Origin of the sequence: Methylorubrum sp. B1-46 (assembly GCF_021117295.1) — a bacterium.
In the GTDB taxonomy this organism is placed as follows: domain Bacteria; phylum Pseudomonadota; class Alphaproteobacteria; order Rhizobiales; family Beijerinckiaceae; genus Methylobacterium.
In genome coordinates, this window is record NZ_CP088247.1 from 686,827 (window position 1) to 700,112 (window position 13,286).

The following is a 13,286-nucleotide window of genomic DNA, read 5'->3' on the forward strand; positions in this document are numbered from 1 at the left end:
GTCCCTCGGGGAAGGCCCCGCGCCCGACGCGCCGCCCCACACGTCCCTGAAATTGGCCGCAGGAGCCCGATGACCACCTTCTCTCCCCGCGAGATCGTCTCCGAGCTCGATCGCTTCATCGTCGGCCAGAAGGACGCCAAGCGCGCCGTCGCCATCGCGCTGCGCAACCGCTGGCGGCGCCAGCAGCTGAAGGGTCCGCTGCGGGACGAGGTGGCGCCCAAGAACATCCTGATGATCGGCCCGACCGGCTGCGGCAAGACGGAGATCGCCCGCCGCCTCGCGCGGCTGGCCGGCGCGCCCTTCCTCAAGATCGAGGCGACCAAGTTCACCGAGGTCGGCTATGTCGGCCGGGACGTCGAGCAGATCGTGCGCGATCTCGTGGAGGTCGGCATCGGCCTGACCCGGGAGGAGAAGCGCAAGGCGGTCAAGGCCAAGGCGGAGGCGGCGGCCGAGTCCCGCATCCTCGACGCGCTGGTGGGCCCGACCGCGAGCCAGACGACCCGCGAGAGCTTCCGCAAGAAGCTGCGCAACAGCGAACTCGACGACAAGGAAGTGGAGATCGAACTCGCACCCAGCGGCTCGCAGGGCATGCCGATGTTCGAGATCCCCGGCATGCCCGGCGCGTCCATGGGCGCGATCAACATCTCGGACATGCTCGGCAAGGCGCTCGGCGGCCAGCGCGGCAAGCCGCGCCGCATGACGGTCGCCGACGCCTACGCGCCGCTGATCGCCGAGGAGAGCGACAAGCTCGTGGACGACGACGCCCTCACCCGCGATGCGATCCGCGAGGTCGAGGACAACGGCATCGTCTTCCTCGACGAGATCGACAAGATCTGCGCCCGCGAGGGCCGCTCCGGCGCCGACGTCTCCCGCGAGGGCGTACAGCGCGATCTGCTGCCGCTCATCGAGGGCACCACGGTGGCGACGAAGCACGGGCCGGTGAAGACCGACCACATCCTGTTCATCGCATCCGGCGCCTTCCACGTCTCGAAGCCCTCGGATCTGCTGCCCGAGTTGCAGGGCCGCCTGCCGATCCGCGTCGAGCTGCAGCCGCTGACCGTCGACGATTTCAAGCAGATCCTGACCAGTACCGAGGCGAGCCTGATCAAGCAGACGGTGGCGCTGATGGAGACCGAGGGCGTCACCCTCGACTTTACCGAGGACGCTATCGACGCGCTCGCCCGCGTCGCCGTGGAGGTGAACGGCTCGGTGGAGAATATCGGCGCACGCCGCCTCCAAACCGTGCTGGAGCGGGTGATCGACGAGATCTCGTTCACCGCCACCGACCGCTCCGGCGAGACCGTGCCGATCGATGCGGCTTACGTCCGCGAGCGGGTGGCGGATCTCGCCGCCAATACGGATCTCAGCCGCTTCATCCTCTGATCCGGGATGAGCAGCCCAAGGGCCAGAAGGGGAAAAAGAGGCGGAGCAAGCCATCGCCTTCTGGCCCGTGGCGGTCTGGCCCTGGGCATCCTGACTGCTGGGCTGCTCGGCGCGCCCCGAGCGGGCGCGACCGATGCGGAGAGCGAGGCGACGCTGCTGAAGCAGAGCCCACTCATCGTGTCGGCCGAGCCGAACGAGGTGCCTTGGCTCGAGACGGCTTGCTCCGTTCTCCTGACCGTCGCGGCCCGGGCGGAGGGCAGCCCGTCCGCGCGCGACGAGGCTCACGTCGTGCCTGCCATTCGACGCTGCGCCCGCTTGGCGCCCGTTGGTCACGGCGTTCTACGTCACGACAGAGTGGCGGCGGCATTGCCGGGCTACCGTTGCATGGCGTTGGCCGGGGACGACAATCCCGTGCCCATCCGATCGCAGCCGAGAGCGGGAAGTCGACGCCTCGGCCCGGCACAGGATCCCGTCATCGTGTCCGACCCCGTCCAGGTGGTGAACGGACATGCGCGGATGCTGCGGCCCGACGGCCGAACGGGATGGGTTCCGCGGGACCGCTTACGGGCGTGGATCATTACGGCCGCGCCGGAACTGAATTGCTTGCCGACACGCAAGACGACGAATGGTTCACTCGGCGTTACCTACGTGCGTTCCGATGAGGCAAGCGATGCAGCGTCCCGTCCGAGTGCCCCGGATGCGCGGTGAGGCCACCGATCGATGCGGTTCGATGCCGCCCCGCTCATGAGGGGTCGCAACGCTGCGCCCGACGTCGCCCTGCCGATCCTCGCCCTGCTGGCGGGGATGGTCTCGATCCAGAGCGGCGCGGCTCTGGCCAAAGGGCTGTTTCCGGTCGTCGGCGCGGCGGGCGTCACGACGCTCCGCGTCGGTTTCTCAGCGCTGATCCTGCTCGCGGTCTGGCGGCCGTGGCGGCGCAGTGTAGAGCGGGGCGAGATCGGCGCCATCGCGCTCTACGGCGCGGCGCTCGGGCTCATGAACCTGCTGTTCTACCTCTCGCTCCGCACGATCCCCCTCGGCATTGCGGTGGCCATCGAGTTCACCGGGCCGCTGGCCGTTGCTTTGGCGGGCTCGCGCCGGGCGCGCGACTTCGCCTGGATCGGCCTCGCGGTGCTGGGGCTCGGCCTGCTGCTGCCGCTGGGTGAGACCAGCACCCTCGATCCGACCGGCGCGGCGCTGGCCCTCGGCGCGGGCCTGTGCTGGGCAGCCTATATCGTGTTCGGCCAGCGTGCCGGACGGGCCGGCGGCGGGCGGGCGGTGTCGCTCGGCATGCTGGTTGCTGCCCTCGTCGTCGCACCGGTGGGCCTCGTGGAAGCCGGCTCCGACCTATTCACCCCGGCCACGCTTACAACGGGGCTCGTCATCGCCGTCCTGTCGAGCGCCCTGCCCTACTCGCTCGAAATGTTCGCCCTCACGCGCCTGCCCCGCCCGGCCTTCGGCGTGCTGATGAGCCTGGAGCCGGCCGTCGCGTCGGTGGCCGCCCTCGCCCTGCTCGGGGAGCGTCTGAGTCCGGTGCAGGGCGGGGCCATCGCCTGCATCGTGGCGGCTTCGGCGGGGATCACGCTGGCAGGGCGCAAGACCGGCAGCCGCAGACGGGAATCGAACGACGTTGGGTGAACGGGCGTGATCCCGGTCGAACGATCGGCCGCCCCTACCCCTCCCAGACCTGCCCCGGACGCAGCGCCAGGAACCGCTCCGGCGGCAAGGCGGCCGCCGTCAGCGCCTCGGCCAGCGCCTCGACGGGCCGCTCGATGCCCTCGTCGGTGAGCTTGAACGTGCCCCAATGGTGGCCGAGCGCCTGATCGGCGCCGAGCAAGGTCAGGGACTCCACCGCATCGGCCGGGTTCATGTGCTGCGGCTGCATGAACCAGCGCGGCTCGTAGGCGCCGATCGGCAGGGTGGCGAGCCGCGGTGGGCCGAACCGGGCGCGGATCTCGCGGAAGATCGCGCCGTCACCGAGGCCCGTGTCGCCCACATGGTAGTGAACCCCGCGCGGCGTGGTCAGCAGATAGGCGCACCACAGTGCCATGCGCCGGTCGTTGAGGCCGCGGGCCGACCAGTGGTTGGCGGGCGTGAGATGCGCGGTGATGCCGGCCCCCAGATCGACCGACTCGCCCCAGTCGCGGGTCTCGACATGCATGGTCTCGTCGTAGCCGCGCAGGATCACATCGTTGCCCAGCGGCGCCACGATCAGCGGCTGGTGGTCCTGCCAGAGCCGGGCGAGCGTCGGGCCGTCGAGATGGTCGTAGTGGTTGTGGGTGATCAGGACCGCATCGATCGGCGGCAGGTCGGCATAGGCGATGCCCGGCGGGTTGACCCGCTTCGGCCCGGCGAAGCGGAACGGGCTCGCGCGCCGCGCGAAGACCGGATCGATCAGGATGTTGCGGCCGGCCACCTGGAGCAGGTAGCTCGCGTGGCCGATCAGCACGACGCGAAAGCCCTCGGCCCGTTCGGATGGCTTGTCCGCCGGGAACGGGCTCGGGAAGCTCGCCGGCCACGCCTCGGGCTTGCCGGTCCGGCGCCAGCGGGCGAGGTCGGCGAGCGACTTGTCGGGCGGCTGGTTCGCGGTGTGGAAGCGCAAGCCGTCGAAATGGTCGCTCTTGGGCCCGCGGTAATAGGGGTTCTTGCCCCGGCGATGGGCGGCGTAGCCGACGCCGCCGAGGGTCATCACCGTGGCCGCGCTGGCGACCGTGAGCAGGCCACGCTTCTTCATACGGCCAAGATGGCCCGACCGGTCCGCGGTTCAAGCGCGGCGCAGGGCCTCAGGACGGGCTCGCGCCCGGCCCTACGACCGAGACGAGGGTGTCGGCGAGGTGGCGGATCTTCTCCCGAGCCTGCCGCTCGATCTCGTCGCGGGGCAGGTCCTGCCCGGCAACGATCACGGTGCCGTTGATGCGGCCATGTTCGGATAACAGGGTGAAGTTGAACCGGCCGGATCGGCTCCGACGAATGACATAGTGCGGCCTCGGCACCCGATACTCCCTCGCGCAACTCAAGCGATACGCATCTCGACGATGCGGAGAGCGTAAAAGTTTCAGGTTGCGGCTTCACAACCTCACGAGCGCCAGCGCAATTCCTGGCGCGCAAGCGGATTCGTGAAGGGTCGGCCGTCGCGCGCCGCCTCCAGGGCCTCGCGCTTGAGGCGGAAATACCATTGCGAGGGCAGATCGCCCTGGCCCAGCAGCACCATGGTGGGTTTCCGGTCGAGGCCGGCCTGCGCGTGCTGGAGCACCTGCTGATCCTGGGTCAGGAACTGGCGCATCAGCGGCCGGGCGATCGGCTTCAGCAGGTTCAGCGCCGGCAGGCTCCAGTAGAGCGCGTTGGTCAGCATGGTGCGGTTGGCCCCCATCGGGGTGGCGAAGGTGTAGTTCGCCACCCGCTTGGTGCCCGCCTTGATCCGCTCCAGCCGCACGCCGGGCAGGCGGAACTCGATCTCGACCTCCGGCGCACCGCCGAGCAGGCGATAGATCGGGGAACTCGTGGTCGTCGCGTGGCTCGTCATGACGAAGCCGTGCGGCACCGGCTGGAAGGTCTTCACCTTCTCCCGCAATTCCTTGGAGGGTCGGAACCACCATGTGTCGTGAACGAAGGCGACATGGCCGGGATCGACGAGGCTGAGCGTCGTGAGATCGAACGAGGCCTCGACTTCGAGTTCGAGCACGAGGCAGCCGGCCGGCTCGAAATCGAGGGCGGGCACGGCCGGCACGGCACCTAAGTCGGCGGTCCCGAGATGCGGGTTGACCCAGAGGAAGCCCGCGCTCTCGACGATGGGGAAGCGCTGGACGGCGATGCGCGAGAAATCGGAGGCGTCGTGCTCGGAGAGCGTCGGCACGTCGCGGCAGCGTCCGTCGGTGCCGAAGCGCCAGCCGTGGAACGGGCACATCAGCGTGTCGCCGTCGAACCTGCCCTTGGAGAGCGCCATGCCGCGATGGGGGCAGCGGTCGCGCAGCGCGAACAGGGCCCCGTCTTTTCCTCGGCCGAGCACGACCTGCTCGCCGTTGAGCGCGACCGCCCGCATCTTGCCCCCCGTGATCGCCGAGGCTTGGCCGGCGCAATACCACGCGTTCGGCAGCGGCTCGCGCATGGCGCGCGGATCGAGGGCGTCGTCGGCGGAAACGCGCGGGGCGGCGGAGGACATGGTTTGAGGGCCCGATGCTGACGGGCGTCTTCTTAGGCGCCTCGCCGCCAGTCTGCCAGCGGCCGGCGGCGATGCATTTTGTGCACCGCGGCGAGACAACGCACCGGTTCGGCCGTCGAGGGTCTTTCGCCCAGGGGAATTCCTCCCTACCTTGGGCTCACCCGCAACGAACGAAAGGAGGTGATCCAGTGTCTCATTGTCATCAGCCGTCGCCGACGACCAAGGCCTGGACCGTTACCTCCGGCGTGTGCGCCTAACGCATTCGCAGGATCATGACAGGTTTCGTCGGACTGACCGGTTCGACAATGGAAGGGCCGCCCCATGGGGCGGCCCTTCGCATGTTCGGCGTCTGAGTGTCTCTCACAAAGCGCCCGCCGCACTGTCCTCGCCAGACCGGGAACGGTGGGTGACCGGGAGTTTTGTGTGGTACTCTGAAAGCGGCTCAGCGCGGCTGCACCTGGAACAGGGGCGCGGCCAGTGCCTCGCAGCGGGCGCGCCAGAGGTCGCGCTCGCTCCGTAGATCCTCCATCTTGCCGACTTCCTCGGCGATGTGAGCGCGCAGCTCGCGGATTTCCTGGGCCAGGATGGTCTGAAGCTCATCGCGGCGCTCGGCCTCGATCCGGAGCCGCGCCTTCAGCATCATGTTCTCGGCCATGATCTCGGCCACGTCCTCGTCGGCGGCCTCGGCCGACTTCGCGGCGGCGGAAACGAGGCGGGGCGACCAGGCGGCGCTGCGCGATTCGATGTCCGCCTCGACTGGAAGGGGCTCGGCCTCCTGCGTCTCGGCAGGCTTCGTCTCCGACACCGTCGCACGCATGATGGCGAGCCAGTCGCGCAGCGGCGCGGTGCTGGCCGAGGACCGGAGTCCGGTCTCGGGGGATGGGGCCTGTCGCGCGGGTTCCGACATCGGGGTAGTCCTCGGGCACCTCCAGCGGTGCGTTGCCGAGCATCAGAGCCCAACATGCTTAACGAACGGTAAAACTTAACCGTCCGCTTACGTGCGTTTCGGGCACAATCGTGCGTCGATCCGCGGGCGGGCCCTGCTTCAGCATCGACCGGCGGGAGCGGTCGCGGGATTGACTTGAGGCAGCCCAGGGCCTATCCGCCCGGCTCCATTTCGACGTTCGAACGTCACGATGAGCCGCCGACCGGCCCGAGAGGCCGGAGGTCAACGCCCGACAGCGCGTGCGCGCCCTCGGGCGCCCTTGTCGTTGCCGTGACTTCGTCGAAGCGTCAAACGAGCCCTGCCATGGCGCCCGCGAACGACACGCCCCTTCGCATCGAGGATGCGGTCAACGACTTCTGCCCATGGTCGGGCAAGCCGATCGTGCCGGAGGCGCTGACCCTCTATAACGGCGCGACCGTCGGCTTCTGCGACGCGGAATGCCGGGACAAGTTCGCTCGCGCGGTGGCGGCTTTCGAGGACGCGCTGCGCGCGCGCCGCGTGGCCAATGCCGGCCTTCACCAGTAAGGACCTCTGAACCCGCATGTTCGAAGGCCTTTCCGACCGCCTTTCCGGCATCCTCTCCGGTCTGACGCGCCGCGGCGCGCTGACCGAGGCCGACGTCACCGCCGCCATGCGCGAGGTGCGCCGCGCGCTCCTCGAAGCCGACGTGGCGCTGGAAGTGGTGCGCTCGTTCACCGACAAGGTGCGCGAGAAGGCGGTGGGCGCCGTCGTGTTGAAGTCGGTGACGCCCGGCCAGATGGTCGTGAAGATCGTCAACGACGAGCTCATCGCGATGCTCGGCACCGATGCCAGCGTTGTCGATCTCAACGCGCCGGCCCCCGTCGCCATCCTGATGGTCGGCCTTCAGGGCTCGGGCAAGACGACCACCACCGCCAAGATCGCCCGGCGGTTGTCGAGCCGCGACAAGCGGCGCGTCCTGCTCGCCTCCCTCGACACGCGCCGCCCGGCAGCGATGGAGCAGCTCGCGGTTCTCGCAAAACAAGTCGAGGTCGAGAGCCTGCCGATCGTCGCCGGTCAGTCGGCGGTGCAGATCGCGCGGCGCGCCATGGAGGCCGCCCGGCTCGGCGGCTTCGACGTGGTGATGCTCGACACCGCCGGCCGCACCACGGTCGACGAAGGCCTGATGAACGAGGCCGCCGAGGTGAAGGCGGCGACGAACCCCCACGAAGTGCTGCTGGTGGCCGACGCGCTCACCGGCCAGGACGCGGTCAACACCGCCCGCGCCTTCGACCAGCGCCTCGGCGTCACCGGCATCGTCCTGACCCGCATGGACGGCGATTCCCGCGGCGGTGCGGCGCTCTCGATGCGCGCCGTCACGGGTAAGCCGATCAAGCTCGTCGGCGTCGGCGAGAAGGTCGATGCGCTGGAGGAATTCCACCCGCAGCGGGTGGCCAACCGCATCCTCGGCATGGGCGACATCGTCTCGCTCGTCGAGAAGGCGGCCGAGACCATCGACCACGAGCAGGCCCTGCGCACCGCCGAGAAGATGCGGAAGGGCAAGTTCGACCTCGAAGACCTGTCGATGCAGCTCGCCCAGATGGAGAAGATGGGCGGCATCGGCGGCCTGATGAGAATGCTGCCCGGCATGGGGCAGATCAAGAAGCAGGTCGAGGGTGCCAACCTCGACGAGAAGATGTTCAAGCGCCAGCGCGCGATCATCTCATCGATGACGCCGGGCGAACGCAAGAACCCCGACATCCTCAAGAACAGCCGCAAGAAGCGCATCGCGGCGGGTGCCGGCGTGAAGGTCGAGGAGATCAACAAGCTCCTCAAGATGCACCGGACCATGGCCGACATGATGAAGTCGATGGGATCGGGCAAGCGCGGCGGCATCGGCCAGGCGTTGGGCAACATGTTCGGGCTCGGCGGCGGCATGCCGGGCGGGCTGCCGGGGGGCATGAAGATGCCTCCGGGGATGCCCGAGCCGACGCCGGAGCAGATCGCCGAGATCGAGCGGCAGTTCGGCGGCAAGCTGCCGCCGATGCCGGGGGGGCTCGGCGGCGGCAAGATGCCGAACCTGCCAGGGCTCGGCGGCCCGAAGCTGCCGGGCCTGGGCGGCTTCCTGCCGGGTAAGAAGAAATGACGCTTCTGTCCGCCCAAGGGGTCGATCCCGAGCTGGCCAGACTGCGCGAGAGCATCGACAACTTCGATGCCGCGCTCATCCATCTCCTCGCCGAGCGCTTCCGCTGCACGCAGCGGGTCGGCGAGTTGAAGGCCCGTAAGGGCCTGCCTCCCTCCGATCCGGATCGGGAGGCGCGTCAGGTCAAGCGCCTGAGAAATCTCGCGGTCGAAGCCAAGCTCGACCCCGATTTCGCCGAGAAGTTCCTCGCCTTCGTGGTCAAGGAAGTCATTCGGCACCACCGGACGATCGCCGAAAGCGTCGATCACAACACCACTCAGACACACGACACCGAAAGGAACGACTGATGTCCCTCAAGATCCGTCTCACCCGCGGCGGCGCCAAGAAGCGCCCCTACTACCGCATCGTCGTCGCCGATGCCCGCGCCCCGCGCGACGGCCGCTTCATCGACAAGGTCGGCGCCTACGACCCGATGAAGGCCAAGGACGATCCGGCCCGCATCGTGCTCGACAACGAGAAGATCCAGTCCTGGCTCGCCAAGGGCGCCCAGCCGACCGACCGCGTCCTGCGCTTCCTCGACGCTGCCGGCCTCGCCAAGCGCCCGGCCCGCAACAACCCGCAGAAGGCCGAGCCCGGCGAGAAGTCCAAGGAGCGCGCCGCCAAGCGCGCCGAGAAGGCTGCCGCCCCGGCCGAAGACGCCGCGGCCTAAGCCGATCGCTCGCCTTCCCCGCGGATCTCGGGCCTGCCCGAGATCCGATCTGATCTGCCCGGAGCGGGCAAGCCCAATCTGGGTGGGGAGGGACCAGGGGGTGGGGTCGCGCAAGAGGCACCGCTTGCGCCTCTGCCAGCGCCGCCCCGCCTCCACGCCTTTCCTCCCCGAGGAAGGGACACACGCGCCGTCATCGAGGCACCCTGCATGGCCCGCCGCCCCGGATCGTCATCGCGCGGACCTGCGCGGCCCGCCGACCGCCTCGCGCCGGAGGCCGTCACCTCGGCCCGCAAACCGCAGGGCGCCAAGCCCGCCCCGCCCGCCTCGCTCGATCCGGGCCTCGTCCTGCTCGGCGAGTTCGGCCGGCCGCACGGACTGCATGGCGAGGTGCGGCTGAAATCCTATACCGGCGAGCCCTTGGCGATCGCGGGCTACGGCCCCTTGCGCGCCTCCGACGGCCGCACCCTCGAACTCGATGACGTCCGTCCCGCCCCCGGCGGATCCTCCGATCTGCTGATCGTGCGGGTGAAAGGCGTGAACGACCGCAGCGGCGCCGAAGCCCTTAACCGCGTCACCCTCGCCATCGCTCGCGAGCGCCTAGGAGACGTCGAGGACGAGGACGAGTTCTTCCTCACCGACCTGATCGGCCTCACGGTCGAGGACGGCACCGGGTCCGTGATCGGCACCATCGTGGCCGTGCCGAATTACGGCGGCGGCGACCTGCTCGAAATCCGCCCGGCGGCCGGCGGCCCGACCGCGCTCCTGCCCTTCACCAAGGCCTTCGTGCCGAGCCTCGATCTCGCGGGCGGAAAGGTCGTCGCCGATCCGCCTGAAGACCTGTTCGCCCCGCCGGGGCCGAAGCCCACCGACGATCCGGGCTGATCGGCGATTACAGCATCATCCCGAAAGCCGGCGCCCACCTTTCGGGATTGTGCTTTAGCGCGTGCCCGCCTCCATCGCGGCGCGGGCGAGGCGGATCGGCTCGGGCGATAGTGCGAGGGGGCCGTCGAACGGGCGCTCGTGCAGGGCGACCACGCCCAGCGTCGTCACCATCGCGGCGGAGAATAGAAATAGCGTCGCACCTTGCGCCAACGGGCGCTCGCAATGGACGAGAGCGATCGCCGTCAGCGTCAGGACGGCGAGCACGAGGAGCGTCAGCCACTTGCTCTCATCGCTGCGAGCGGAACTGAGGGCGAGGCGCTCGCTGCGAGCCGAGCGGAGCTGCATCACCGCGTCGAGAAGGGCCGCATGGGTCGCCTCCCCCGCCTCCTTGGCATTGCGCGGGTCGGCCGCCACTTGGAGAAGGCGGCCGAGCGCCTGACCTGCATTGGGCGCCGAGGCTCCGGTCGCGGCCATGGACGGCCATTCCTCCGTCACCACCGCCTCGAGATAGGCGAACAGCGCGGTGCGCAGGCCGCTCATGTCGGGCGCCGAGGCGATGCTGAGATCGTAGACCGCGAGCGCGTGCGAGCGTTCGGCCTGCAGCACGCGGCTTGCCTGCCGCTGGCGCTCCCAGGCATCGTTGGCGACGAAGCCGGTCAGCAGCGCGAGCAGCACTGCGACCACGGCGATATAGGGCGGCACGATGCCGGTCGCGAGCCGGCGCACACCCCCCTTGGTCCAGGGCAGGTTGGTGAGCAGACTCAACCCCGCGCAGATCGCGAGGAAGACGCCCGCCAGGAGCGTGAACATTAGCCAGACGGGTTGGTCGAGCCAGAGGCCGAGAATCATACCGGATCGATCGCGAGGACGGGGTCGCCAGCCTGGCCGATCAATTCCTCCGATTCGGTAAAGGCATGGCGTGCGGCGATCGGTGTTCCCTTCGTCGCACCTCGTCATCGCAAAGCGACGCCGAAGCGATCCAGAGCGCGGGCGCTCCGGATCCTGCGGAGCCCTGGATTGCCACGGCTTCGCCTCGCAATGACGGACGTCGGCACGGACGCTATCAGCCCCAAGGGCCTGTCAGCGCCGCGCGCGCGTGGCCTCGTCCCGGCACGGCCGGATCACCTCCGGCTCGGGGCGGCGGTCGGGTGCGGGCGCCTCGAACACCGCGAGATAGCCGACCCCGCCCTTCAGCCGGGTCATCGAGACCTCGCGATAGCCGACCGCCGCCAGTTCGCAGCGCAGGAGCTTCGGCGGCGTGCCGTGGCGGGAGGGGATCGCATCGGCATCGACGATCCCGACCCGACCGCCGGGCTTCATCGCGGCGGCAAGGTTCCACAGCAGGCCGAAGGGTTGGGCGATCTCGTGGTACATATGGACCAGCACCGCCGCATCGACCGAGCCGGGCGGAAGGCGCGGGTCGTGCGCCTCGCCACGCACGACGGTGACGTTGGGCAGACGCGCTTCGGCTACTCTCCGCTCCAGATCGGCGAGGTAATCCGGCGTGATATCCTGCGCGAGGATGCGCCCCTGAGGCCCGACCCGCGGGCTCAGGCGGAACACGTAGTAGCCGTTTCCGGCGCCGACATCGGCCACCGTCTCACCGGGCGCGATCCGCATCAGGCGCGCGACCTGCCCGACCTCGTCGGCCCGATCGCGCTGCCCCTCATGCGCCCATTGCGGCGCCACGATCTCGGCAACAGGTCGGTCGGGCTTCGGAAAGCGCTCGGCCGGCGCGCCGGCCGCGGCCAGCGGTTCGGCGGCAGAAGCCGGCAGCGTCAGCAGGAGGAGGAAGGCGGCGAAGCGGGTCATGCCCCGGATAAGTCCCGGCGCGGACAAACGTGCCCACCCCGCGCGCCTCGGCCGCGCACCGAACCCGCGGTCGGCTCCCCCGTTTGCAAGGGACAGGCTCGAACCGACATCCGAAAGCGAGACGCGATGCGCCGCCCGATCCTCCTCCTCACTCTCCTCGCGCTTCCCGTCCCCCCGGCGCTGGCGCAGGGTTTCCCCGGCGCGACGGTCGGCATTCCGCTGGGAAAGCCCGACCCATTCGGCCGCATGACGCGCCCGCCGGCGGAGCCGATGGCCGAGCCTTCTGCCGATCCCGCGGCCGGCCGTGAAGCGGCCCGGCCGGATCGCCGCCTGCACTCCCAGGCCCGGCGCCCCCTCAAGGGCCATCGTCAGGCCGAACCGAAGCGGCGTCCGCCTCTGACCCGACGCTGACCGGCGGGGCGCCGCCGTCATTGACCAGCCCGGCGCGCACCGCCATCAAGCGGCATGAGCGCGCCCGTCGATCCCGGGACGTCGGCCCCCTGGCGGGCCACGGTCCTGACCCTCTACCCGGAGATGTTCCCCGGTCCCCTCGGCCATTCGCTGTCGGGCGATGCGCTGACGCGCGGCACGTGGAGCCTGGAGCCGCGCCAGATCCGCGAGCACGGGCTCGGCCGCCACCGCAGCGTGGACGACACGCCGGCCGGCGGCGGCGCCGGAATGGTCTTGCGCTGCGACGTCCTCGGGGCGGCGATCGACGCCGCGGCAGGCCCGGATGATCTCCGCCCACGCCTCCTCATGTCGCCGCGCGGAAAACCGCTGACGCAGGCGCGGGTGCGGGCACTGGCCGAGGGACCGGGCGCGATCCTCGTCTGCGGCCGGTTCGAGGGCGTGGACGAGCGGGTGATCGAGGCGCGCCAGCTCGAAGAGGTGTCGATCGGCGATTACGTTCTGTCGGGCGGCGAGATCGCAGCGCTGGTGTTGATCGATTCCTGCGTCCGCCTGCTGCCCGGCGTGATGGGAAAGCACGCCTCGGGCGTCGAGGAGAGTTTCGAGGGCGGGTTGCTCGAATACCCGCACTACACCCGGCCGCGGGACTGGGAGGGGCGGACGATCCCCGACGTGCTGATGGGCGGCAACCATGCGGCCATCGCCCGCTGGCGGTCCGAGCGAAGCCGCGCGCTGACGCAAGCGCGCCGGCCCGACCTGCTGCAGAGGGACGAACCTTAGATGAATCTTTTTGCTCGCTATTCTTTCGAGAACTGAACGATCGGTCCGTTGCTTGCAGCACACGCGTACCCGAATCCTTGAAAAAGCTGCTTGCCTTGCGGTGCGCGAT

The 13,286-nt window shown here is 69.6% G+C and carries 15 protein-coding genes; 9 read left to right on the plus strand and 6 right to left on the minus strand.

The annotated features are described in order from the left end of the window. Positions 1-69 precede the first annotated feature (69 nt). Together hslU and LPC10_RS03355 are read left to right on the plus strand one after the other, a co-directional pair. Complete coding sequence (gene hslU, locus LPC10_RS03350) at positions 70-1,383, plus strand: ATP-dependent protease ATPase subunit HslU (protein WP_231345453.1); 1,314 nt, start codon at positions 70-72, stop codon at positions 1,381-1,383. A gap of 744 nt (positions 1,384-2,127) precedes the next feature. Beyond that, positions 2,128-3,018 (plus strand): EamA family transporter, encoded by an 891-nt coding sequence (locus tag LPC10_RS03355; RefSeq protein ID WP_231345454.1) that lies wholly within the window; start codon positions 2,128-2,130, stop codon positions 3,016-3,018. Positions 3,019-3,052: 34 nt separating this feature from the next. Here the strand turns inward: LPC10_RS03355 and LPC10_RS03360 are convergent, their stop codons facing one another. From LPC10_RS03360 to LPC10_RS03375, 4 genes are all read right to left on the minus strand, one after another. Beyond that, on the minus strand, positions 3,053-4,114 hold the full coding sequence (locus tag LPC10_RS03360) for an MBL fold metallo-hydrolase (RefSeq protein WP_231345455.1): 1,062 nt from the start codon (positions 4,112-4,114) through the stop codon (positions 3,053-3,055). Positions 4,115-4,163: 49 nt separating this feature from the next. Continuing rightward, on the minus strand, positions 4,164-4,373 hold the full coding sequence (locus LPC10_RS03365; protein ID WP_231345456.1) for a hypothetical protein: 210 nt from the start codon (positions 4,371-4,373) through the stop codon (positions 4,164-4,166). 83 nt (positions 4,374-4,456) lie between these two features. After that, positions 4,457-5,539: an aromatic ring-hydroxylating dioxygenase subunit alpha gene (locus LPC10_RS03370; RefSeq protein WP_231345457.1), complete on the minus strand. Its 1,083-nt coding sequence runs from the start codon at positions 5,537-5,539 to the stop codon at positions 4,457-4,459. Between the two features lie 442 nt (positions 5,540-5,981). Then, entirely contained in the window at positions 5,982-6,446 is a 465-nt protein-coding gene (locus tag LPC10_RS03375) for a hypothetical protein (protein WP_231345458.1), read from the minus strand. Positions 6,447-6,788: 342 nt separating this feature from the next. Here LPC10_RS03375 and LPC10_RS03380 point away from each other — a divergent pair, with 342 nt between their 5' ends. From LPC10_RS03380 to rimM, 5 genes are all read left to right on the plus strand, one after another. Further along, positions 6,789-7,010, plus strand: coding sequence for a glutathione S-transferase (locus tag LPC10_RS03380; RefSeq protein ID WP_231345459.1), 222 nt, complete (start codon positions 6,789-6,791; stop codon positions 7,008-7,010). 16 nt (positions 7,011-7,026) lie between these two features. Further along, complete coding sequence (gene ffh / locus LPC10_RS03385) at positions 7,027-8,589, plus strand: signal recognition particle protein (protein ID WP_231345460.1); 1,563 nt, start codon at positions 7,027-7,029, stop codon at positions 8,587-8,589. Beyond that, positions 8,586-8,933: a chorismate mutase gene (locus LPC10_RS03390; RefSeq protein ID WP_231345461.1), complete on the plus strand. Its 348-nt coding sequence runs from the start codon at positions 8,586-8,588 to the stop codon at positions 8,931-8,933. The genes ffh and LPC10_RS03390 overlap by 4 nt, the downstream gene beginning before the upstream one ends. Next, positions 8,933-9,295 (plus strand): 30S ribosomal protein S16, encoded by a 363-nt coding sequence (gene rpsP, locus LPC10_RS03395; protein ID WP_012452566.1) that lies wholly within the window; start codon positions 8,933-8,935, stop codon positions 9,293-9,295. The genes LPC10_RS03390 and rpsP overlap by 1 nt, the downstream gene beginning before the upstream one ends. Positions 9,296-9,502: 207 nt before the next feature. Next, positions 9,503-10,177: a ribosome maturation factor RimM gene (gene rimM / locus LPC10_RS03400; protein ID WP_231345462.1), complete on the plus strand. Its 675-nt coding sequence runs from the start codon at positions 9,503-9,505 to the stop codon at positions 10,175-10,177. Positions 10,178-10,231: 54 nt separating this feature from the next. Here rimM and LPC10_RS03405 read toward each other — a convergent pair whose 3' ends face one another. Both LPC10_RS03405 and LPC10_RS03410 read right to left on the minus strand, forming a co-directional pair. Beyond that, the gene (locus tag LPC10_RS03405) at positions 10,232-11,026 is read right to left on the minus strand and encodes a DUF4239 domain-containing protein (protein ID WP_231345463.1); all 795 of its coding nucleotides are present in this window, start codon (positions 11,024-11,026) and stop codon (positions 10,232-10,234) included. Between the two features lie 231 nt (positions 11,027-11,257). Beyond that, a complete protein-coding gene (locus LPC10_RS03410) occupies positions 11,258-11,989 on the minus strand; it encodes a class I SAM-dependent methyltransferase (RefSeq protein WP_231345464.1) in 732 nt (243 codons plus the stop codon). A 126-nt stretch (positions 11,990-12,115) separates the two neighbouring features. On the opposite strand from LPC10_RS03410, the gene LPC10_RS03415 reads away from it, so the two are divergent. Both LPC10_RS03415 and trmD read left to right on the plus strand, forming a co-directional pair. Continuing rightward, positions 12,116-12,400: a hypothetical protein gene (locus tag LPC10_RS03415; protein WP_231345465.1), complete on the plus strand. Its 285-nt coding sequence runs from the start codon at positions 12,116-12,118 to the stop codon at positions 12,398-12,400. Between the two features lie 54 nt (positions 12,401-12,454). Further along, entirely contained in the window at positions 12,455-13,177 is a 723-nt protein-coding gene (trmD, locus tag LPC10_RS03420; RefSeq protein WP_231345466.1) for a tRNA (guanosine(37)-N1)-methyltransferase TrmD, read from the plus strand. The last annotated feature ends 109 nt before the right edge of the window (positions 13,178-13,286 follow it).

Coding starts and splice junctions, on each gene's coding strand:
- LPC10_RS03370 (WP_231345457.1), bottom strand. CDS start 5,539: ATGTCCTCCGCCGCCCCGCGCGTTTCCGCCGACGACGCCCTCGATCCG.
- rpsP (WP_012452566.1), top strand. CDS start 8,933: ATGTCCCTCAAGATCCGTCTCACCCGCGGCGGCGCCAAGAAGCGCCCC.
- ffh (WP_231345460.1), top strand. CDS start 7,027: ATGTTCGAAGGCCTTTCCGACCGCCTTTCCGGCATCCTCTCCGGTCTG.
- LPC10_RS03415 (WP_231345465.1), top strand. CDS start 12,116: ATGCGCCGCCCGATCCTCCTCCTCACTCTCCTCGCGCTTCCCGTCCCC.
- LPC10_RS03410 (WP_231345464.1), bottom strand. CDS start 11,989: ATGACCCGCTTCGCCGCCTTCCTCCTCCTGCTGACGCTGCCGGCTTCT.
- LPC10_RS03405 (WP_231345463.1), bottom strand. CDS start 11,026: ATGATTCTCGGCCTCTGGCTCGACCAACCCGTCTGGCTAATGTTCACG.
- trmD (WP_231345466.1), top strand. CDS start 12,455: ATGAGCGCGCCCGTCGATCCCGGGACGTCGGCCCCCTGGCGGGCCACG.
- hslU (WP_231345453.1), top strand. CDS start 70: ATGACCACCTTCTCTCCCCGCGAGATCGTCTCCGAGCTCGATCGCTTC.
- rimM (WP_231345462.1), top strand. CDS start 9,503: ATGGCCCGCCGCCCCGGATCGTCATCGCGCGGACCTGCGCGGCCCGCC.
- LPC10_RS03355 (WP_231345454.1), top strand. CDS start 2,128: ATGAGGGGTCGCAACGCTGCGCCCGACGTCGCCCTGCCGATCCTCGCC.
- LPC10_RS03390 (WP_231345461.1), top strand. CDS start 8,586: ATGACGCTTCTGTCCGCCCAAGGGGTCGATCCCGAGCTGGCCAGACTG.
- LPC10_RS03360 (WP_231345455.1), bottom strand. CDS start 4,114: ATGAAGAAGCGTGGCCTGCTCACGGTCGCCAGCGCGGCCACGGTGATG.
- LPC10_RS03375 (WP_231345458.1), bottom strand. CDS start 6,446: ATGTCGGAACCCGCGCGACAGGCCCCATCCCCCGAGACCGGACTCCGG.
- LPC10_RS03380 (WP_231345459.1), top strand. CDS start 6,789: ATGGCGCCCGCGAACGACACGCCCCTTCGCATCGAGGATGCGGTCAAC.